At 33.7% G+C, this 21815-nt stretch carries 19 protein-coding genes and 2 riboswitches; of the genes, 4 read left to right on the top strand and 15 right to left on the bottom strand.

Annotated features, from left to right (window positions below; genetic code table 11):
- Positions 1 to 266 precede the first annotated feature (266 nt).
- Complete coding sequence (locus BFA01S_RS08635) at positions 267 to 593, bottom strand: antibiotic biosynthesis monooxygenase family protein (RefSeq protein ID WP_066228482.1); 327 nt, start codon at positions 591 to 593, stop codon at positions 267 to 269.
- 252 nt (positions 594 to 845) lie between these two features.
- Between BFA01S_RS08635 and BFA01S_RS08630 the strand changes: the two genes are divergently transcribed.
- The 4 genes from BFA01S_RS08630 (at position 846) to BFA01S_RS21835 (ending at position 4198) form a co-directional block, all read left to right on the top strand.
- Entirely contained in the window at positions 846 to 1619 is a 774-nt protein-coding gene (locus BFA01S_RS08630) for an amino acid ABC transporter substrate-binding protein (RefSeq protein ID WP_066228480.1), read from the top strand.
- Positions 1620 to 1688: 69 nt separating this feature from the next.
- Complete coding sequence (locus BFA01S_RS08625) at positions 1689 to 2345, top strand: amino acid ABC transporter permease (protein WP_066228478.1); 657 nt, start codon at positions 1689 to 1691, stop codon at positions 2343 to 2345.
- A 14-nt stretch (positions 2346 to 2359) separates the two neighbouring features.
- The gene (locus tag BFA01S_RS08620; RefSeq protein WP_066228474.1) at positions 2360 to 3106 is read left to right on the top strand and encodes an amino acid ABC transporter ATP-binding protein; all 747 of its coding nucleotides are present in this window, start codon (positions 2360 to 2362) and stop codon (positions 3104 to 3106) included.
- A 135-nt stretch (positions 3107 to 3241) separates the two neighbouring features.
- Positions 3242 to 3326: riboswitch (cyclic di-GMP riboswitch) on the top strand.
- Positions 3327 to 3370: 44 nt separating this feature from the next.
- Positions 3371 to 4198, top strand: coding sequence for a glycoside hydrolase family 191 protein (locus BFA01S_RS21835; protein ID WP_082799912.1), 828 nt, complete (start codon positions 3371 to 3373; stop codon positions 4196 to 4198).
- Positions 4199 to 4252: 54 nt separating this feature from the next.
- Here the strand turns inward: BFA01S_RS21835 and BFA01S_RS08615 are convergent, their stop codons facing one another.
- From BFA01S_RS08615 to BFA01S_RS08550, 14 genes are all read right to left on the bottom strand, one after another.
- The gene (locus BFA01S_RS08615; protein WP_066228471.1) at positions 4253 to 4933 is read right to left on the bottom strand and encodes a DUF4956 domain-containing protein; all 681 of its coding nucleotides are present in this window, start codon (positions 4931 to 4933) and stop codon (positions 4253 to 4255) included.
- A 20-nt stretch (positions 4934 to 4953) separates the two neighbouring features.
- Positions 4954 to 5649 (bottom strand): polyphosphate polymerase domain-containing protein, encoded by a 696-nt coding sequence (locus BFA01S_RS08610; protein ID WP_066228468.1) that lies wholly within the window; start codon positions 5647 to 5649, stop codon positions 4954 to 4956.
- Entirely contained in the window at positions 5649 to 7337 is a 1689-nt protein-coding gene (locus tag BFA01S_RS08605) for a CotH kinase family protein (RefSeq protein ID WP_066228466.1), read from the bottom strand. Before BFA01S_RS08605 ends, BFA01S_RS08610 begins: the two co-directional genes overlap by 1 nt.
- 45 nt (positions 7338 to 7382) lie before the next feature.
- On the bottom strand, positions 7383 to 8777 hold the full coding sequence (gene pelG, locus BFA01S_RS08600; RefSeq protein WP_066228463.1) for an exopolysaccharide Pel transporter PelG: 1395 nt from the start codon (positions 8775 to 8777) through the stop codon (positions 7383 to 7385).
- Positions 8765 to 10192: a GT4 family glycosyltransferase PelF gene (pelF, locus tag BFA01S_RS08595; RefSeq protein WP_066228460.1), complete on the bottom strand. Its 1428-nt coding sequence runs from the start codon at positions 10190 to 10192 to the stop codon at positions 8765 to 8767. Before pelF ends, pelG begins: the two co-directional genes overlap by 13 nt.
- 1 nt (position 10193) lies before the next feature.
- A complete protein-coding gene (locus tag BFA01S_RS08590; protein ID WP_066228459.1) occupies positions 10194 to 12029 on the bottom strand; it encodes a DUF2194 domain-containing protein in 1836 nt (611 codons plus the stop codon).
- Positions 12019 to 12822 (bottom strand): hypothetical protein, encoded by an 804-nt coding sequence (locus BFA01S_RS08585; protein ID WP_169800450.1) that lies wholly within the window; start codon positions 12820 to 12822, stop codon positions 12019 to 12021. The genes BFA01S_RS08590 and BFA01S_RS08585 overlap by 11 nt, the downstream gene beginning before the upstream one ends.
- 76 nt (positions 12823 to 12898) lie before the next feature.
- The gene (locus BFA01S_RS08580; protein WP_066228453.1) at positions 12899 to 15091 is read right to left on the bottom strand and encodes an NAD-dependent epimerase/dehydratase family protein; all 2193 of its coding nucleotides are present in this window, start codon (positions 15089 to 15091) and stop codon (positions 12899 to 12901) included.
- A gap of 340 nt (positions 15092 to 15431) precedes the next feature.
- Positions 15432 to 15908: a PaaI family thioesterase gene (locus BFA01S_RS08575; RefSeq protein ID WP_066228451.1), complete on the bottom strand. Its 477-nt coding sequence runs from the start codon at positions 15906 to 15908 to the stop codon at positions 15432 to 15434.
- A gap of 200 nt (positions 15909 to 16108) precedes the next feature.
- Entirely contained in the window at positions 16109 to 17095 is a 987-nt protein-coding gene (locus tag BFA01S_RS08570) for a sensor domain-containing diguanylate cyclase (protein WP_066228448.1), read from the bottom strand.
- Positions 17096 to 17125: 30 nt separating this feature from the next.
- Entirely contained in the window at positions 17126 to 17929 is an 804-nt protein-coding gene (locus tag BFA01S_RS08565) for an alpha/beta fold hydrolase (RefSeq protein ID WP_066228445.1), read from the bottom strand.
- Positions 17930 to 18255: 326 nt separating this feature from the next.
- Positions 18256 to 19386, bottom strand: coding sequence for a TcaA second domain-containing protein (locus tag BFA01S_RS08560; RefSeq protein WP_066228442.1), 1131 nt, complete (start codon positions 19384 to 19386; stop codon positions 18256 to 18258).
- A 15-nt stretch (positions 19387 to 19401) separates the two neighbouring features.
- Positions 19402 to 20442: a DUF5105 domain-containing protein gene (locus BFA01S_RS08555; RefSeq protein ID WP_066228440.1), complete on the bottom strand. Its 1041-nt coding sequence runs from the start codon at positions 20440 to 20442 to the stop codon at positions 19402 to 19404.
- Positions 20443 to 20785: 343 nt separating this feature from the next.
- The gene (locus BFA01S_RS08550; protein ID WP_235842998.1) at positions 20786 to 21664 is read right to left on the bottom strand and encodes an amidase; all 879 of its coding nucleotides are present in this window, start codon (positions 21662 to 21664) and stop codon (positions 20786 to 20788) included.
- Positions 21665 to 21707: 43 nt separating this feature from the next.
- Positions 21708 to 21795: riboswitch (cyclic di-GMP riboswitch) on the bottom strand.
- Between the last annotated feature and the right edge of the window lie 20 nt (positions 21796 to 21815).

Raw genomic sequence — 21815 nt, 5'->3', positions numbered from 1 at the left:
TTCCATGAATCTTTTTCCCTATAAACGATAACTATTCTCAGTTATTAGTAAAAAAATACCTTTTTCCTATTTCTTTTTTCTTAGTAATTGATAACTATTCTCAATAGCTATTAAAAAAGAATCTTTCTATAATTAAGAAAGAATAAGGGGAATTTCTAATTATTAAAGTCGTTAAACAAATATAGCTATACGGTCCAGATGACATTTTCTTCTGTCTCTCACATTGCTAAAAAGCAATTATCTTGCTGAATGAATCTTATGTATTTTTATTTCTCACTTCGATATTCTTTTTGACCGAGCATATGATAAACTTCCTGCTTACTATCTATAATAAAAGAAGGAGATGGCTTGCCTCGGTTAGCACGATGGCCTGCTAAATGGACTTCACTTGTCTCCCAGGCTTTCCAATCATCTTCTGATTCCCAGCGAAGCATGACTACTACTTCTTCATTTCCTTTCCGCTGCTTTTTCTTTAGTACACTAAGATCGATAAATCCTGGCTGCTCTTCAATAATTCCCTCACCTGCAAAGCGCTCTACCATTTTCTCTGCATTGCCCTCTGTTACAGTAATTGTTTTTAATTGAATAAACATTTCCTCACGCCTTCTCTAAAATTTTGATTATGGTATATATTATAGTTGATAACGATTATCATTTTCAAGTTAAATTTTATTATTTTTCAAAATTTTCTAATATCATTCACTCAATGAGTCTGGAGAAATAGGTTATATTTGCATATAAGACAGAAGAAAATTTAATTCCTCCACTTATAAAAATTATGTTATTATAATAAAGTGATAACGTACTAAAGTATTATGATAATAAATTAAGGTGGGTTTTTTACTATGAAGCGTTTAACAACTATGATTGTGGCAATCGCTGCAGTTTTTGCCCTTCTTACAGGATGCGGTTCAAATTCGGCGGAAAAAGATAACACATTAGTTATCGGAGTCGATGATCATTTTGCTCCTATGGGCTTCCGTGATAAAGACAATAACCTTGTCGGCTTCGATATCGATTATGCTAAAGCTGCTGCTGAAAAAATGGGAAAAGAAGCAAAATTCCAAACGATTGACTGGTCAACAAAAGAATCAGAGTTAAGCAGTGGACGAATTGATCTCATTTGGAACGGTTATACAATTACAGATGAGCGTAAAGGTAAAGTGCTTTTTACAAAGCCTTATTTAGAAAATGCACAGGTTGTTGTTACTCTAGCTAATTCTAAAATTGAAAAAATTAACGATTTAGCAGGAAAAGTGATCGGTCTTCAATCTCTTTCTTCTGCTTCCGATGCACTTGATAAAAATCCTATCAAATCTAAAATTAAGTCGGTTGCTGAATATAAGGACAATGTTCTAGCTTTAAGTGATTTAAAAACAAAACGTGTAGATGCAGTTGTTATTGATGAAGTAGTCATTGACTACTATATGTCAAAAGAAAAAGGGAAATTTAAACTTCTTAAAGGTTCTCTTGCACCGGAACAATATGGTGTAGGTGTGAAAAAAGGAAACGATGAATTATTAAAAGATCTTCAAAAAGCACTTGATGAGATGAATGAAGACGGCACTGCCGCTGAAATCTCTGAAAAATGGTTTGGAGAAAATAAAGTATTACATTAAACAGACTAAAGCAAATTATAAAACAGGATTTCCTCGGAAACCCTGTTTTGTTTTTGGAGGAATCCTTTCATGTTAGATTATATAAATACAATTATTAAACCAATGCTAGAAGGCGCACAGATGACAGTTCTTCTATTTTTAATTGCCATTGTCGTCTCTATTCCTTTAGGTTTCTTGCTCACATTAGCTGTAAAAAGCAGCATTAAACCTATATCCTGGCTTGCGCAAGTATATATCTATTTAATGCGTGGTACACCGCTTCTATTACAGCTGTTAATTATATGTTTCGGTCTTCCGTTAATTCCAGTGATCGGTGAATATTTAATTCTTGACCGCTTTGTCGCTGCTTGTTTAGGTTTTATTTTAAACTATGCAGCATATTTCGCAGAAATTTTCCGGGGCGGCCTTTTAGCAATTGATAAAGGGCAGTACGAAGCGACACAAGTACTCGGTTTAAATAAGTGGCAGACGACAACAAGAGTGATCATCCCTCAAATGTTCCGTATTGCCCTTCCTGCTGTTTCCAATGAATCTGTTACGCTCGTAAAGGATACAGCGCTCCTTTACGCGGTTGCTGTACCTGAATTGCTTCACTATGCCCAAACAGCAGTAAACCGTGATTTTACAATTGCACCATTTTTCATTGCAGGTATCATTTATCTTATTATCACGTTCTTGTTAACAATGCTCTTTAAATGGCTTGAACGACGTTACAGATTTGAATAGGAAGGAGTAGTGAAATGGCTATCATAGAAGTATCTAATCTAAAGAAATCATATGGCACATTAGAAGTGCTTAAACAAATCACTTTCAATGTAAATAAAAATGATGTCATAGCAGTAATAGGCCCTTCCGGATCAGGAAAAAGTACAATGCTCCGCAGTTTAGCACATCTGGAAGAAATAAATGGCGGCAGTATTTGTATTTCAGGTGACTATCTCGTAAAAGATGGAGTTTACCCGAGACAGCAGGAAATTAAACAAATTACAGCGAAGATGGGAATGGTATTCCAGCATTTCAACTTATTTCCCCATCTGACAGTTAAACAAAATTTAGAGCTTGCCCCTAAATTAGTAAAGAAAGAATCACCTGCATCCCTGGAGAAACGAAGCATGGAGCTATTAACAAAAATCGGGCTTGCTGACAGAGCATCAGCATATCCTAACAAGCTGTCAGGTGGTCAAAAACAAAGGGTGGCTATCGCCCGTGCCCTTATGATGAACCCGGAAATCTTACTATTTGATGAACCTACTTCTGCTCTTGACCCGGAATTAACTGGAGAAGTTCTTCAAGTAATGAAAGAATTAGCAGAGGAACAAATGACAATGATCGTTGTTACACATGAAATGGGCTTTGCAAAAGAAGTTGCAAATAAAGTCGTATTTATGGATAACGGAGAAATCGTTGAATCCGGTCATCCGGATGAGTTATTCAGTAATCCTCAATTCGAACGGACAAAGGCTTTTTTAAGCAGAAGTTTAAAATAAATATAAGGAAAGAGGCATTTCATAGACAAAAATGCCTCTTTTTTATTCCCTCCTATCATTTCTAATTCTTCTATCCTAAATTAACTAGAAATTTATATATCCATGTTGACATAAATAGGACTTTTGTTTTACTATAAAACTCAATAGCAAATCAATTGAAAGATTGAGACGCAAAACCACAGGTCTAAGGTTATAGAACTATGACGGCTGGGTTACCGTAATTTATTCTTACTTATAAAGATAAATCGTAAAGGGGCATTTACTATGTTCAAAAAAACTTTCTTTTCTATTAACCTCAGTTTTTTACTTCTTCTCACTTACTGTTTCCCTGCGAATGGACAAACAGATAATCCGCTCATGGGCGTTAACAGCTACTCTATTTTTTACGATCATGTAGATGATGCAAAAGTCAAACAGCTTAGTAAATATGATATGGTTGTCATCGAACCACATGGAATTACAAAAGAACGTGTTGCTGCTATTAAAGAAAAAGGTACACTTACTTTAGGCTATATTAGTATTATGGAACTCCAAACATGGGACGAAGAATTTGTCGCAAAAGTTCAAGACAGTGATTATTTACGTGTAAACGGCGAAAAGGTCTATGTTGAAGACTGGGACACGTATTTAATGGATATAACAAATGAACATTATCAGCAGCTTCTGCTTGATGAAATTCAGGAAGAGATTGCCGGAAAAGGATTTGACGGTATTATTTTAGATACTGTAGGAGATATAGATGACTTCTTTTATAAAAAAGATGAAATTGCAAATCCATTAAGACAAGGCTATGTTGAGATTTTGCAAAAGATTAAAAACCAGCATAGTAATTTACTCCTTCTTCAAAATTGGGGCTTCAAAACATTGGAAGCGTCTTCAAAGAACTACATTGACGGTATTATGTGGGAAGGCTTTGATAAAGGGAGACTAGAAACAAATGAATGGGGTCAAAATTGGATTAGTTATTTTAAAAACCTTAAACAACAGGAACACATTGCAGTCTTTACTGTTGCTCCAGACAGTAAAAGTGTAAACTACAGCCGCAAACAAGGCTTTGTTCCTTATAAACATGCGAGCAGTATTTATAACTGAATAATGAAAAAAGGGCTGCCTCCTGATCAAAAGATCCATGGGCAGCTCTTTTTATTAAGCAGCATAATCTCCGTTATATTGAACAAGGGATACATCTTTTACCCCTTCTATTTCTGATAATTTATGGACAAAAGCAGTGTTATCTACTTTAAGTTTCACTTTCAATGTAAGTTCTATCCAGTTATTACGGATGATTTTTGATTTAAGATCATAATTAAATTTCACGAGCTGATTTTTAATTTCCTGCTCTGCTTTTTCCTCATAATGGATGATTAACAAGTAAGTTATATCTTTCCACTTCTTTTTAGAAAGAATATAGACAGCAAGAGCGATAAATAGTGAACCAAAGATTGCAACTGGATATATACCAGCACCAACAGCAATACCTACTGAAATTGACCAGAACATAAATACAATATCAAGAGGATCTTTAATAGCTGTTCTAAATCGAACGATACTAAGCGCCCCAACCATACCTAATGATAAGACAATGTTTGTGCTAATTGTCATAATGACTAAGGAAGTAATCATTGTCATAAGCACGAGTGTAATATTGAAATTATGACTGTAGACAACACCTTGAAATGTTTTTTTATAAACATAGTAAATAAATAGTCCAATAAAGAAAGCAGTGAATGTGCCTAAGAAAATATCTATTATAGAAACACTTGTGAAAAGATCTGAATTTAAAATACTCTTTTTAATAATACTGTCAAAAGTAATTTGATCGTCCATACTTCTAGTTCCTCTCTCTATTACTTGTAATACATCATACCAGCTTCCCTGCAAATGACATATTTCGAAATTGCTGAGCGATGATGACTATCAAGCTGAAGAATATTACGAATATAATCAGGTAAATAAGAGTTAAATTTTACTTCCATAATCATTAATGGAAATTTTAATGCTTCAACAGTGACTATGTTTGGGTCGAAAATATCTAAAGAATTAGCAGCAAAACTTAAATATTTATCAAATGTAATACGGACGTCTTCAATATCTTCCATATAAGCCTCCCGTACATAATCAACGATAATTTTCGGAGTCATATGCTGGCTTCTTAAATACAGATAGAAATCCTTTGCAACTGGGTTATTCTTCTCTCTTAAAAAATCATAATCCCATGATAATATCTTCTCATACTCTGCTTTTGTTATAGATACAGACTCTTTATTAATCAGCTCACCATAACGATTCTTTTTCTCAAGCTTGATAATACTGTCACTGCCATTATAAATTCGAATCCGAAATTTTTTCCGCTTGTAAATTCCATAACTTTTTTCATATAGATCATTATCTAATAGATTATCAAAATAAAGGCTCCTAATATGATAGCCATCATCATTGACCATATTCTTATCTTTTTTTAATACCATTTGCAGCTTTTCACGCAATATTTCATATTCATCTATATTGATATAAAATTTTAATTCATGACGTAATCTTTTCATTATTTCACCACTATTTTCTTCATGCCAAAATATGTTATATCTCCATCTTCATACTGGTCGAAAGCTTTTTGCTCATTTCCTTTTTTATCTTTAGCGACAGCTCTCCAATAATATGTTCCCGCTGCCAGTTTATTTAATCGAATCTCTGTCTCAACCATATTCTTTTTCTCATAAATAACAGTGGAGAATGCTGGATCTTTGCTAATTTGAAACAGATAAGTAATATCGTCACCTTGTATATCATAAGAGCTGTCCCATATAAAAACAGATTGCTTATTCTCAATAAAATGATCTCCTAAGAAGAACGGCATTGGTTTCTCAAGATTCCGATAATAAGTATCTTTATTAATTTTTGAATCATTTACAATCCCGTAATATACTTCTTTATGATCAGAAGCATTTATAGATAAATAATTTTTATCAGGTGCTCTCTTTACAAACTGACTAACAGTTGGGTAGTATTCATCTAGTAATTTCTTCGTCTGCTCAGGAGTAACAATATTAGAAATCTCCTCTATCTTTTTCGATAATGCCTCCACATTTTTAGGGTCTTTAAAAAACCTTTTATGAAGTATTGATCCCCAGTAATTAGATAATCCATTTTGCCATTCAGGTATTTCACTTTTCTCTTCTTTTTTTGATGAAGACTTCCATGTACCATCATAATCCCAAGGGATAAAATACCATTTACTTGAATTTAAAGGCTTGTACAAATAAAAGTTCTGGGTCATAATATCATGATTGCCCATAAGTATATTCGTTGCAATCCATGTTAAATAATTCTCTTTATCAAAATACCGATTTACGACATCATTAATATTTAAAGAATAGTCATTTACCTCATCCAGCATATTTAACAATGCTCTATGATCTTTACTTCCCTTAATTTCTAAAATACTTTCAAAATCTTTTTTCTTAAAGCTTGGATCATCCTCTAATTTAAGCTGATCCGGATAACGGTAAAATTCAAAATTTACTGCTTTATATAAATTCCCGTTAGAATCAAGTCCATGGGTTGCTAAATATCTTTCATTTGCCTGTTCAATATGCGTGTACATTCCATAATCTACAAATTCAACATTTGATTGTTTATTAGTCAAATCCTTTATATACAAATGCACAAATTGTGTGCGCATACTGCTTAAATTAGGGATAAGAGTAAAATAATCGAATGACAGCTTATTTCTCACTCTCGTTCCATCATAAGGATGTTTATTTAAATTAAGCGTCTTCTGTCCCCGCCAAAGCCCTGCCTTATCATAGAGCTTAATTTTAAATGATTTTTGCGAAGCGACCCTTGTTGATTTTCCTCTAAGCTGGATGGAAGCATTAACGTCTGGTTCATCAGAACCGAAAGAGCCCTTGTTTATCCCTTTTTCTGTTTCCTCTTCAATTTTAATATCTAATTTTGGTGAATCTTCTTCATTATTATGAATACTGTACCAATTATCCAGCTCATAGAAAGTCGCTCCATTATTAGGAGAAATCGTAACATAAAAGGTCACAATAGAACTTTTATCTTCAAATTCATATAATCTGGAATCATCTTCTATTCCATAAGCTTCCTCTTCTGTATGTTCTTTTTGAAACGAAACTTTTTTATCCGCATTCTCCCTATCTTCGTTACAAGCCGCTGTAATAAATAAACAAAATATGAGAATGATCCATCTAAACTGCTTATATATCATGATAAATCCCCCAACTTATTATTAGAAATATTATTAAAGTTCTGATCAATCATCCTTCTCTTTCGCTATAAGTGGCTGTGAACAAAATGTATAGTAATCAATGTTATTTAAATAATTAGTCAGTTTCCGTAAACCGAAAAGCAGACTAATAAAGGCAGCAATAAATACCGAAAAACCATTAATATTAAAAAGAAAAGAAAAAAGCGTCAAAACCATACTGCCAATTGTATAAATCACAACTGTCCAATTTGCTCCTTTTTGGTCATCATAATAAAGTAAAAGAAGAACAATTGTATACATGATAATAAAAAATAAATATCCAAGAACTAAAATAATAAAAATTTGAATTTGATCAAAGCTCATCCCCAATAATGGCAGGAACTTTAAACCTAGGGCAACAGAGAGGATTGCCATGATTAACTGAATCTCTGCAATAAATGTTAATTCTAAGGAAAGAATCTTAAACATATCTTTTTTAGCTAATAAAATGTCCTTCAATGGAGAAGAATTTAAAATCCGATTATAATACGTTTTATAAGCCGTATAGAAATTAGTCTCTAATGAGACAACAAATAAAACCATAGCCGGGAGGACACTTAAGTAAGCATAAAAGACAGGTACGTCATAAAATGGTGCTATAACAAATGTATCTGCGACTACATGCTGGAGATCACCTTGCCAAACGATAAGATTATGTCCATATAGCCCCAATGTATATAAAAAACCACATAAAAAAAGGATCGGATATTTTTTCAAATAAACTAAGAAATTAAAATATTGATAGTTATTCACTTTGAAAAAAAGACGAATATACTTTGTAAACCTTACAATCATAAAGAAAAATCCAATATTCAGGCAGGTGATCATAACCACAGCACTATTCAAGTGAAAGAAGTAAGTGCAAATAAATATGGCTATTCCCGAAATTGCTACACCGACAACAAAGCTTTTCACGATTTTCATATAATCTTTTAAAGCTGACACATAGATACATTGAATCCATACAATAATCAGTTCAATAAAGAATATATAAGACATGAATTTAAATGTTAAATCTAAAGGTGAGCCAGCTAAAAAAAGAAAAGCACAAATGCCTCCTATTGTCACACAAATACCGATAACTCCATACATAGAAGAAAGGATATTTTCATATTTCTCTATAAAAATTTGATCTGAAACATATCTTGATACAGTAAAACTAAAACCACCTGTAATAATTTGCGAAAAAATGAGCGCATATTCTGATGCAGCCAAAAAAAGCTCCCTCTCCCCGTAGGGTGCATTCGCATACAACAGTAATTGCTGGGCAACAGTCATAAGTAAAATACATAATGCAAGCGGGCCAACTGTTACAATTGCAGAATAGCCGTATGCACGAATATTAGCTAATAGCCCCCGTCCATTAAACATCTTCTTTAGTTGAAAACCTATACCAGCCATTTATTATTCACCATATCTTTATAAAGTTGTTGATACTGCTCAATAAATTGTTTCTTTGAATAGAAACCTATCACCCGTTCTCTCCCCACAGCTCCCATTTTCTCTCGTAATTTTTCATCTCGGCACAGCTGAATAATAGCCCAGGACATTTCGACATATTGCATAACTGGAACGACTATTCCAGCTCGTCCCAAATCATCTTGCTCTCCCATCAGTATTCCTCTGCAATTACCTACATCTGTTGCTACAAATGGTTTTTTACAAGCCATCCCTTCAAGCAGTACTAATGGCTGTCCTTCACTTATACTTGATAATACAAGCACATCCATATCCTGAATATAATCTTTCACATTTACTTCACCGGTAAAAATGACATCTTTCACCTTTAAATTTTCCACTAACTGAATACATTCTTCATAGTATTCCTCATCTTCCTCTGTCGGGCCCATAATATAAAACTTTGCGTGTTTTATTTCCTCTTTCACAAGTGCAAAGCTTTGTATCATCGTTTTAATATCTTTAATCGGAACAATCCGTACGATTGCTCCGATATTCATCCCTTTTGATTCTCCGCTTTCTCTTTTAGAGATGTGCAAGAAATCTTCTGCATTTACTCCATTAGGTATGATAGAAATCTTCTTTATTGGACATCCCAATTCTACTTGTATTTCCTTATTTCTTTGAAATAGAGTAATAACTTGATTAGCCAGGTCGTAAGCACCATTTGATAAATTATAAAAATACTGAATCCATAAATCTTTAAAATATCCCTTTACCCACCGTGCTTTAATAATTTCCTCTTCTCTTTCACGAGTGTAAATTCCATGCTCTGTAAGAATAAAAGGTTTTTTATGCAAATGCTTTCCTAAACTTCCGATGATTCCGGCATAACCGGTCGATACACTATGATAAAGATCTGCTTCTGGAACCGGATGCTTCATGCAAAGAAACAATGGCAGAATCATAGACCTTAATGACCAGAACATTTCTGTAAATGGAACTTGATCATATTTTTCCAGACAAATTTCATGGACAATATCAAAGAAATCTTTGCTTTTTAAAAAATGAATAGCTGAATCGATTTTATCTCCTGACAGGACAGATAATAATGTATCCCAATCAGGATCATTACTGTCCAGTAATGATTTAAAAGCCTCTCTTTCCTCCATTGTTAAATGATAAACATGGCCCCATTTCTCTTCTTCATCTGGAAAATCGTCGAAAAATATTTCCTCAATATGAACAATATTGGAAGGCAGTTTATATTTAAATTTCCCTTTTGCCTTCTTTTCTGCCCCTATTGCATAAATAATAAATTCATATTCCGGCATATTCGTTATTAATGTCTGAATCCAGCTTGACACTCCACCTGTGACATACGGATATGAGCCCTCAGCAATAATACAAATCTTCATATTAATTACCTAGTCCTATCTCAATTGTTTCTTGCGCCGCTTTTACTAAATAAACATCTTTATCTATTTTCTGAATTTCACAATTTTCAATATCTGCTATTTTCTTTTTCGTTCTAAACAGGAAATTCATTTCACCCGCAAATCGATCGATTGTAATAAAAATACGATTGTCTTTTTCTTTTATATAAATATCAGCAGCTAGATAGTTTGCCAGCTGATTGCTTGCCTCTTTCGCTACCATGCTTTGCAGCCAAGGATAGTTAGTATAAGTATGATGAAGCAGCTGATCATATTCTTTTTCCAGCTCACTCCATTTCTTATTACTTGACCTTTGTTCGTCTAATACATCATCCGGGTGAATAAAATGAGAAAATACACCTAATGAAGTAACACCATTTGCTATAATCCATTCCATCTTATTCGTATAATGATATCCAGATGTTATTCTTGGAAGGTGAAGAAAAACTCCGGCCTTTTCAAACTCCTGTACAGTTGTATATTCAATATCATCTGTTAAATATAAAGATGATATTGTGTTGATAGACGGAATAGCATTATGAAGTGCTGCTTTTCCCACTTCATCAATCCGATTGGAAGGCGGAACATATGTTTTCATATCATAATTCGGAAACAGCTCTTTCATATAATCTTCTGTTGTATTTAATGCTCCCTCCATGTCTTTCTGATTTTTCCAGGCATTATATCCTAAATCCTTAACTGCTTTCGCATTGACTGTTAACGATTGGTGATTGTACCCATGTATTCCAATTTCTCCACCCATCTTTAACAGCTCCCTGCCATATTGAATGAAATTATTCCTTTGCTGCTCTTTCGTTTTATAAGGTGGAGTAATTTTATCATCATACGTTTGAATAACTAACCCGGTATATTTCACATCATATTTTGCAGCCATTTTCAGCATATCCGGCCACCAGATATCTCGGTAAAAGCTTGGAATATCCCTCTGATATTCATCATAAATCTGTTCATTTCTTCCTTCAGGAACCGGTGCAGGAAAGTCATCAATATAGGCAATTTTCATATTCATAATCGGATAAATATAAGTCTCGTTTAACATACTGAGAGCACCTGAAATAAGACCTCGGTTTTCCTTTGTTCCGAGTATTGACCCATTAAAGACCATGAATTTACCCTCTCTATAGGAAACATCCCATAATAATGGAATCTGATCGATTGATTTTGCATAAATAGTACATCTATCTTCTAAACCTACAGATAAAGAAGAGTTCTCTGCAATCTCCTCTTTCTTCATCACTAAATGATCTGATTTCACTAAAACATTAGAAGTAAGTTCCATACCATCAGGGTTAATAAACTCTCCTATTTCGTAGATTCCTAATTTCCGATATAAATTCTCTAAAGATCCATTTATCTCAGGCCGAATAGCAAAGAAGACTTTACCACCTTCTGCCACATATGCTTCTAATACACTAAGATGATTTAATTGACCGATTTCTTCAAAAGCTATAATAATATTTTTATACTTATCAAATGAGACTGGAACATTGTCTAATGTAACAACATCTGTTTCTTTCTTCATATAATCTAAAGTTCGAATAATATTATCTTTTAGAAAAACACTGTATGAATTCTTATCATTATAAATTAATAAATATTCTTCAGTTTCTAAGTTTCTAATAGTTTCTTCCGTTAATTTTTTAACACTCTCCTCATCTGTATGAATGTCTAAAACCCCCCTGTTAGGCAAGAAACTCAGCATATAATTAGAGTTTAAAACACTTAACAGTAGACCAATTATTAAAACAAATATAATAATAAGATAAACTGTTTTTCCTAGTCGAAATTTAATATCCATTTTTATCACCGTGCAGCCAGAATCTTATTTTGTTTAAACCTTGTGGAGAAAGCTTTACCGGGGAGTCTCTAAGCATTTGCAAGATTTCATGAAATTTTGATTGATTCTTTAATTTATAATACAGTTTCATAGATGAAAAATAAGCTTCTTCCTCAGCACCGCAATATTTTAAAAAAGCGTGACTATACGTCTCGGCACGCTCCAGCTCTTCTAATTCAAGAGCACAGTTAATAATTTCTACATAGTATTCTTTTTCACGAGGAGCTAGTTCAATCATATTTTCGAGGAGCTGCAAATACTGATATAGATATTGTTTTCTTGTCCTATCATCTAAAAAACCAATGTTTACATACTGCTTAATAACGTTTGCATAAGAGGCTAATCGTTCCAGTTCATTTGGAAACCTTTCTACTTCATATTCCAGCTGCTGGATAGATTTCAGCAGCTGCCCCTTCGTATCTTGGATTGCTGTGGCTGCATAATGGGAGGTTTCTGTATCCTCGTTCTGAAGGGCAGTTTGAAGAATATCAATCTTATTAGATGTTTCATTTTTTAATATATTCATTAATACTCTGCGTTTTGTCTGATTATCATTTAATAGAAGAGCATCTCTTACCGGAACAATATTTGTCTCTTTTTCTACATCTACTCTGCTTAGAATTTCAGACGTTTCTTCTCCCTTCTTGATCAAATCATCAGGCAGATAGTGTTTTTCATCCTTCTTCTGATGAAACATAAAATAGAGGAGCAATAATCCGATAAGAGGACAAAAAAGACCTATTAAAATCTTCATGATAATATTCCGATCATCTTTCCGATACTGAATGATCAAATAGAGAAGCGTCACTATATAATAAATAAAAAGTATACTAAACATACATATCTTCCTCTTGAAAATACTGCATATCAACAAAAGAACGGAATCGGTTAAGTGCTATTTTTGCATTTTCCTTACTCGTATTAGATAACAGCATCCAATATGTTCCACTTTCATCCAAACCTATATAATCTGTATCTCTTAAGGAAGCGGTAATCTTCATAATTACTTCTCTCATTCCTTCTACTTCATTAATTTTTATTAAAGAATATGGGATATTGAACTGTTCTTTTGCCTTTTGTTTACTTTTTAAAGCTTTATGAAAATACTCTGTTTTTAAAACGGCTGTACCTTCAATATAGCGCTCATGAGATGTGGCATCTGCATAATCTAATGCTCTTGTAATAGAGGCAGTAATTAAATTTGTAACAACGTGAAATAAATTCTCATGATAAAGTGTCAAATGTTCTAAATCAATGTCATTAATACAGATGACAGCTACAGCACGGTCTCCTTTCTGGATTGGTGCAATCATCATTGGCAATTCCGGCTGCAAACGGCGATTAATAAAAAATTCATTCTCCGATACAGCTTTTGTAAATGGTCCGTCTGATTGTATTTCTATAGAAGACGGAAATATAGAATTAGTATTATTAGATTTGGAAACAAGCCTTAAAAAACGTTCACCCTGACCCACCAAATAAATAGATGCTTCTTTCGTCTTCATTATTTGCTCTAATACACTAATTACCCCGTTAAATACTTCATCGGGTTCTAAACTGTCAATCTTCTTAATGATTGTGTATATTTCCCCGACACTGTCTTCAGAATAGAGAATTTGATTTTGCAGTTCTTCTTTTACTTTTCTCGTTTCCGTATAAATATCATCAAGCAATTGATACTTTTCTTTAAACAATTCTAATTCATTTACTGCATTCTCTTCTCTTAACTGTCTGCGGTCAATGATATATCCGATGAGCAGTCCTAAAAACAAGTAAATCGAAAACTGCATTAAAGTGTGATGATCTGTAAATAACGCGATGAACTCTCTTCCGTTAGCTAACCCCTGCCAGCTATATAACAGGATCGATAGGCTACAAGCAAGTATAGCCTGGACTTTCCCAAATGTAATTCCAACTATGAGAATATACACGAGTAATAAATCAATATTGTAGAAAAAATCTCCCATTTTCATATATAGAAAAGAAATAAACATAAATATAAGAATATTTTCAAAGTAAGGAAGATACTTTTTATCCCATTTATCGAACGGAATGATCGCTTTTCTTTCTTCTTTATAAGCCGGCTCTTCTACATTCCTTTTTGCATAATCATCTTCTGCCTTAAACCACTTATATGTTAGCTCTAACCCTTCCTCTATTGAATACTTAGGTACCCAGTCAACTTCTCGTCTTGCTTTCCTGTTATCCAGTCTGGAACGTTTTATTGTGATTCTTTTGGCATCTTCATAAATAACGTCCTTAACCTGCTCCATTTTTCCAAGACAATGTACTAATTCATTAACACTTGTCTCAGTATTTGTCGAAAGATTTATCAAGCCGGAAACATCACTTAGTACAGCACGGAACACAGCTTCTGCTACATCTTCAACATAGATAAAATCACTTGTCTGTTCACCATCACCCGGCACCACTAATCGTTCTTTATTAAGCACTTTCTTTAACAATATTGATATAATACCGGCTTCCCCTGCATCCCTTTGTCTCGGACCATATACATTAGAAAACCGGAAACAAAGTGTATCCAGTCCATAAAGCTCTTGCCACTGCTCACAATAATATTCTCCAATCCCTTTACTCATTCCGTATGGAGAAATTGGCTTGCATTTTGATTGTTCATTTAAAGGTATTTCCTTATTATCACCGTATACAGCTGATGATGAAGCAAACACAAATTTCGAAACACTGTACTTTTTAGAGAACTGCAACATGTTGATAAGCCCTAAAACATTCATTCTCGAATCTTCAGCTGGACTTTCAATGGATTGATTGATATCTGTCTGTGCAGCTAAATGAATAACTGCATCAAATTTATTCGTTCTAAATATTTGTTCACATTGCTCATCTTCAATATTAAGCACATAGTAACGATGTTTAAATTGTATATTGCTCTTTTTCCCAGTAGAAAGATTATCAAGGATATGGACTTCATGTCCTTCCTTATAAAATTTTTCAGCTATAAAGGAACCGATAAAACCGTATCCCCCTGTAACTAATACCCTCACAGCTATCTCCACCCTTAAGGTATATTGCTAACTCCCTTTACCATCATCCATTTATCGAAAGTTTTCTATTAAATTAGAACTTTTGCTTCAATTAATAACTAAAAAAATCATTTTCTCTATGAATACAGTAACAAATTTAAAAGAGGTCAACAATGAACTTTTGACTCATAGGCTAAAGTTACATAGGCTATATTTCTTAATTCAGTCATAAAATAGTATGAAATATGCAACTATACAAATTCTAGACAATTTAGTGGTTAAACTTTACTCAGTTCCCCATATATAAATGAAGAGGCATTTCAACGGATAAAATGCCTCTTTTCTTAGCTTATAAATACCCCTATTTGAAAGTCTTTGGCATCACTACAGCGACGACCTCTCCCTTGGCACATAACGTATTATTTGCAAATACTTCTGTATCGATCTTCCATCTCTTCGGATGAATTTCTGTAATTTTCCCAACAGCCTTTAATGTTATATTGTGCGGAGTCGGTTTTATAAAATCTACTTTTAGTGATGCGGTTACAAAACGAGGCGGTTCTATACCGTCTTCCGGCTCATATCCGTTTTTACGATGTAATGCGAGGGAAGCTGACCCGGTGCCGTGGCAGTCGATAAAAGAAGCAATTATTCCACCATAGACAAAACCCGGAACTGCTATATGTTCCTGCTCTGGCTTATACATAGTGATTGTCTCGTTTCCTTGCCAATATGTCTGAAAATGATGACCATTCTTGTTTAACCTCCCACATCCGTAACACCATGCGAAATCATCCGGATATACATCTTGAATGGCTTTTCCTCTGTATTCATTCACTATCTTCCCCTCCTCTTTAGATTCTAGATTATATTTATGTTTATTATTCATTTTCTATTATTTCATCTTAAAATTGCTTTACTCACAAAAAAAGGAACTGTCCGATAAGCCCTAATAAGTTTTAAAGGCTGAAAAGAAGCCCCTTCACAAAATCCTTGATTCTACTGGATTCTCATAAAGGAGCCTTTCTAAACTAATATTCACCTGTTTTCAACTAATTCATCTGCATGTGTCACTCGGTTTCTGCCTTCATTTTTAGATTCATATAATGCCGTATCAGCCTTAGCCAATATTGATATATCCGTATCTTCATCTGTGAAAGTAGCTGCCCCAATACTGACAGTTGCGAAACAATCAGCACATTTTGTCTTTTCTATTGCGGATCTTAGTTTCTCTGCTTGCTGCTTAACAGCAGCTTTATCCATATGGGGTAAAAGAATAATAAATTCTTCTCCGCCATAACGAGCTACAATATCAATTTCTCTGGAAATAGAAGTCATTATTTTTGCTAATCCTCTTAAAATCTCATCTCCTGTAAGATGACCAAATGTATCATTTATTTTTTTAAAGTGATCAACATCAATAATTAGAAGAGAAAAAGGAGATTGAGAGCTTGAAAATAGAGTAATATTCTTATTCAGCTCTTCTAAGAAATAACGTCTATTTTTCAGTCCAGTCAAACCGTCAGTAGTTGCAAGTCTCTCCAGCTCTTCGTTTAATACGATTAATTCCCTTTGCTTCATTTCCAGTTCTTCATGCAATGATTCTAATTTAACGAGTGCTTCGTTCTTATCCTCATATGCTTTCTCTATTTCCTTTTTAGATTTGCGAATTTCTTGTTCATAATCGATACGCTTACGCATATGAACAAATACACAGTCTACAAGTTCGATTCCATCACGTTCACATCGTCTTCCGTTTAACAAGACAGGTATATCCTCATCCTTACTAGATTTTAATGTAAGATAAACTTCATTTACATATCCATATAGCTGAATAAAGGGGTAAAAATATGTGTGGAAAAGAAATTTATTTGCAACTGTCATGATAGATTCAATATGCTGATGCAATAAATCATTCTGATTGTATTCAACCATATCCAAAAAGGTCTGGTTCATGTATGTTATAACTCCTTGATTTGTTACTGAAACATATCCACAAGGAGCATATTTTAACCTCTCATCCATATAGACACCTCTTACCTAAGTATGTTCCATTTAGAAAAATGAAAGATACTCTTTAATAAATCTTGTCGTTTCCTCCGGATGGCTTAAATGAGGATAGTGACCCTTTGCTTCCATCATTCGAAACGTACTATTTTTAAGATAACGATGTAAATACTCGCCGACTTCTACTGGCACAATACTGTCTTCTGCACATTGTAAAATGAGAGAGGGAACTGTAGCTTTTAATAAATCCTCTCGATGGTCTGAAAAGAAAGTAGCCTCAGCAAACTGCCTCGTAATTACGGGATCTGTTGAACAAAAACTCGCTTCCAGCTCTTGGGAGAGCATCGGTTGGTCAGGATTATTCATAGCGATAGGTGCAAGGTAACTCGCCCATCCTATAAAATTCATCTCCATCATATTTAGCAGCTCAATTACATCTCTTTCATCAAAACCTCCGGAATAGCCATTCTCATCATTTAAATAGCGCGGCGAAGGTCCAATCATAATAAGAGATTCAAAACATTCTGGTCTTTCAATAGAAGCCAGCATACCGATCATCGAACTGACAGAATGTCCGATAAATATGACCTTTTCTACATTTAACGCTTCAATAATTTCTAATAAATCAGTCTTATAACCATGTAAATTACTATACTTCTCCCGATTATACGCAGTTAAATCAGATTTCCCTGAACCGACATAATCAAATAAAACTAAGCGAAACTCTTTCTCAAAATGGGGAGTAATAAAGCGCCACATATTTTGATCACAGCCAAACCCATGACCAAAAATAATGACTTTTTCTCCTTCCCCTATGATTTTCACATTGTTACGAACGAAAATATTATTCATCAAATACCCCTCCTGATGCAGTGCTTACAAATAGACGATTGAAAGAATCATCAAAGCTTTATAATAATAAACTGTTAGAGATTATATGGAAAATTCAAGTAACATTCATCTGTTTTCTCATAATAAAGCTAGAAATTTTATGTAGATAATTAACACCAAAAACATATATTGGATATCTATAATCTATCATATTTTCCATCCCGTCTCTATTAAAATATTATTTTTGTATCCCATAGAATCTTCCTATCAATCCATACAAAAAGAGCCCCTAAAGGCTCTTTATTATATCTAATATTTATAACGAAACCCCTTTGGGATGTAAATCCTTAAAGTGTATCACTGTTTTCATCCCTTTTCCATTTCATTACTGGTTCTTCTTCATCATTCAGCTCTACTTTATTCTTCCATTTATCTTTCTCATTATCCTTTACTTCTTTTTCTTTTATACCATCAATCAGCCACTTTTTTCTTCCTGCATCGTACTTCAGTTCATAAATACATAATATAGAAGATTTATCTTCATAATTATCAAGATCCCGAACTTTTATCTTTGTATCATAAGATACTATAGCTTCAACATTTGCCGACCAATCATCATATATTTGTTTCACATCTAAATGATCCATATTCACTGTTGCACCAAGATACTGTACTTGGATTTCATCTATATAGTCTTTTACCGAATTAAAATCTTTTTCTACCAGAAAGACATTCTCTGTCACACGCTCTGTCACGTTTGTTAAAGCTTTCTTATTAAAACCATTTGTTTGTAACGTGACTAAATCTTTATTAAATGTCTCTACAGCTTTCAAAATATTCTTCTGAGTAGCTTTATCATTTTGGACAAGCTTCTCGCTATCCATAATTAAACTGATTTGTTTACTTCCTCCCCATACTTCTACTTTTCTCTTCTCTAAAAAGAGGCCCAGCTTATTTTCCATATTGAGCTTGATATTATAAGTGCCCGGGAGGACTGGTCCGAATAAATCTCCTTCTTTATTTCTCTTTAATGATTCATTCGATTTATTTATAATAAGATTTACTTTGTCGCTAGAGCTATGACCGACTAATTTAATATTTGCTGTTTTCACCTTTAATTTATAGTTCTTGAATATACCCTTCTTTTCTTCATCTTCAACTAAGCTGATTTGTTCATTTGTGACCATATACTCTTTATTAGCAATTTGTTTCTCCAGACTTTCTTTAATCAATTGATAACTATGATTGTTTGCCTTTAAATAAGTCACTAAAGCTTTTAAGGATGCATCATTTACCTTAGCCTTTTTATCATCAGCTACAACCCATTCTTTCAGCAAATTCGGTTTATTTTCTTTTACAGCTTGTTCAAATGCTTCTACCGGTTTTTTTGGTCTGTTATTTTGTTGAGTAATAAAAAGAACCGATCCTATAATTAAAACAGCGACTATTGGAATAGCGATAAGCCATTTTTTATTCACACCATTTGCAACTCCTTAGTAAACTGCCCCTTTAATGAATATCTCATCTAAACTTCGGCCATATTCCTGTGTTGGCTTAATGACCCATTTTCCATCTTTCTTTGTTATAGGGATTTCTATTCTATCCTCACTCGCTTTTAATTCCATTGAACTTATAATCTCATCGAATTTGGAAACGATATACTCTGTTACTTCTTCCCGATCATAGCTTCCTGTATCTTCGGTAAATTCCCTTTTGTATTCAATTATTTCTGATGATATATTTCCTAAAGGAATTGTTTCAATATTAACCCCTACAACTGCCTTATCATTCGCATATGCTATTGTTTTTACATCAACTTTCGCTTTTTCTGCTAGCATATTACGGTAGCTCATATACATTTTTTCAAGCTGTTCGTCAGATACTTTCTCATAAAAAGCATCCTTTATCGTGTTTTTAAATGTCTTCTTTGCTGCTTCTTGCAATGCAGCCTTATCAGCAGTTACAAACTTTTCATAATCATTATTTTCCTTTTCGTAATAAATTTGATCAACATAAGCAGCGAAAGCCTTTGCTGGATCATCTAAAGTTTCATGGCTTTCTGCGTATTTAGCTGTATCAAACTCTAAAATTACTTCTTTCTCTTCTTCTCCTGGAATAGATGGATTCAAGCCAATTTCATATTTTTTGTCTTTTTCTACCTCAAAAATCGCAAGTACTGTTTTTGATTTTCCGGCCCCAATACCTCCACTTGTATCAATATCCAAACCTATTTTACTATCATACAGATCTGATTCTGTGCTCAATTGTTGATCCCCGTCATATAATTTAATTCCGTCATAAGATGAAAGACGAATCTCAGAATCCAGCAAGTTTTTCACGTTAATTTTCACTGCAATAGCATCTTGATCTTCTTCTTCAATTCTGCTGCTTTTTATGTATTGTGCACTTTCAATCTTAGCTTCAATTTGTTTACTTTTAGCAGTCCCCCCTGTTTTTTCTGTCTTATCTGAACAAGCAGATAAAATAAGAAAAACAGCTAATATAACTAGTAAAAAATTTATTCTTTTAAACACTATTAATCCCTCCGAAAAATTTTAAGAATAGATTACCTAATGAACTTTCCCCTATGATTTTATACTACCGTGAACCTTATTTTCACAATATTTTTAAAAATGGTTATATATTACCAAATACAAATTCATTTTTCTAGAATAATTAGGTACTTTATATTCCTACTTTTGGTAGATAGCCTATTTATTAAGATATCCTGAATCCTTCTAAAGTTATAGGGACAGATTATGTCCAATAGTTTTCAAATACGTATATTGAACACATACAAATACTTTATTTTTTACGCTATTTCCGTTAATAAAATAGAAAAACCCCGCTTTAATTTATAAAGCAGGGTTCATTTCTTTATGGTTGCATATCCATCCAGCTTCCCACATGGTGTACAGCTACTCCATTAAAACTGGCTATATCTCTATAATAATTGCTAACTGCTATAAGCTCTTCATTCATATGAGCTTCGCCTTCTTCAAAAAAAGTAATTCCTTCACCTTCATCTGTTTGTCCAGTTTCCACACCAACTACAATTGATTTATTGTATTTTTGAGCATACGATATTTCATTTTGAACGATATCGATAATAGCTGATGCAGAATCCCGATATGCCATAATTGTAACACTATCTACCTTTGCAATTACCCATTCAGCAAGAATGCCTTTTCCATACGTATTTTTATAAGAAATTTCATCAAACCAGAATGGCATATCTACTTCTAATGGAAGATTTAAGCTATCTGTATGATTTTTTGCTTTTATTAATAATGATTGATAAGATTTTATTGTTTCAGCTTGGTTCGTTCTCCAGCCGCTGTACAAGTAAGGTTCCACATCTAAATGAACACCTGCAAATTTTTGAATAGAAGATGATCCGTTTTGATAGTTTTGAATCCATTTCATAAGCTGATTCTGACTTGTATATCCTTTCGGCGCTACCCATTCCGCGGCACCGTCCAGTGCATATACTCTTATTCCGTTTACAGAAGCTTTTTCAATAAAGCTTTGATATACTTCTACAGGAATATCACTATCAATTTGCACATATACTTTATTTACTTGTTTCGCCTCCAAGAAAGCGATTACATCCCCTTCGTCCTCAACAAGCATCCATGGATTCCAAAGCCATGTCGCACGATCTTCACTGAAAGAAGCCTCTACATTTGGCGGCACACTCGCAACAAAAATGTTCAAAAATAGTATCGATGCTATTATCATCACTTTCTGCATCATAAACGGTCCTCCATTCTGTAAGCCGCGGCTCACAGAATGTGAACCTGGCAACCTGACAACCATACGCGTTGCAGCGATTAGGCTCATAGCTTTGCGTCCTTCTCTTTCGATGAAGTTTGCCTTTTTCAGATTATTTTTTCTCCATTATACT

Source organism: Metabacillus fastidiosus NBRC 101226 (genome assembly GCF_001591625.1).
In the GTDB taxonomy this organism is placed as follows: domain Bacteria; phylum Bacillota; class Bacilli; order Bacillales; family Bacillaceae; genus Metabacillus; species Metabacillus fastidiosus.
Note: the sequence above shows the minus strand (reverse complement) of the source record. Positions and strands in the feature narration are given on the sequence as shown.

Bases quoted from the DNA above. Each gene is read 5' to 3' on its own strand.
- BFA01S_RS08635 (WP_066228482.1), bottom strand. From the start codon at position 593: ATGTTTATTCAATTAAAAACAATTACTGTAACAGAGGGCAATGCAGAG.
- BFA01S_RS08630 (WP_066228480.1), top strand. From the start codon at position 846: ATGAAGCGTTTAACAACTATGATTGTGGCAATCGCTGCAGTTTTTGCC.
- BFA01S_RS08625 (WP_066228478.1), top strand. From the start codon at position 1,689: ATGTTAGATTATATAAATACAATTATTAAACCAATGCTAGAAGGCGCA.
- BFA01S_RS08620 (WP_066228474.1), top strand. From the start codon at position 2,360: ATGGCTATCATAGAAGTATCTAATCTAAAGAAATCATATGGCACATTA.
- BFA01S_RS21835 (WP_082799912.1), top strand. From the start codon at position 3,371: ATGTTCAAAAAAACTTTCTTTTCTATTAACCTCAGTTTTTTACTTCTT.
- BFA01S_RS08615 (WP_066228471.1), bottom strand. From the start codon at position 4,933: ATGGACGATCAAATTACTTTTGACAGTATTATTAAAAAGAGTATTTTA.
- BFA01S_RS08610 (WP_066228468.1), bottom strand. From the start codon at position 5,649: ATGAAAAGATTACGTCATGAATTAAAATTTTATATCAATATAGATGAA.
- BFA01S_RS08605 (WP_066228466.1), bottom strand. From the start codon at position 7,337: ATGATATATAAGCAGTTTAGATGGATCATTCTCATATTTTGTTTATTT.
- pelG (WP_066228463.1), bottom strand. From the start codon at position 8,777: ATGGCTGGTATAGGTTTTCAACTAAAGAAGATGTTTAATGGACGGGGG.
- pelF (WP_066228460.1), bottom strand. From the start codon at position 10,192: ATGAAGATTTGTATTATTGCTGAGGGCTCATATCCGTATGTCACAGGT.
- BFA01S_RS08590 (WP_066228459.1), bottom strand. From the start codon at position 12,029: ATGGATATTAAATTTCGACTAGGAAAAACAGTTTATCTTATTATTATA.
- BFA01S_RS08585 (WP_169800450.1), bottom strand. From the start codon at position 12,822: ATGAAGATTTTAATAGGTCTTTTTTGTCCTCTTATCGGATTATTGCTC.
- BFA01S_RS08570 (WP_066228448.1), bottom strand. From the start codon at position 17,095: ATGGATGAGAGGTTAAAATATGCTCCTTGTGGATATGTTTCAGTAACA.
- BFA01S_RS08565 (WP_066228445.1), bottom strand. From the start codon at position 17,929: ATGAATAATATTTTCGTTCGTAACAATGTGAAAATCATAGGGGAAGGA.
- BFA01S_RS08550 (WP_235842998.1), bottom strand. From the start codon at position 21,664: ATGATGCAGAAAGTGATGATAATAGCATCGATACTATTTTTGAACATT.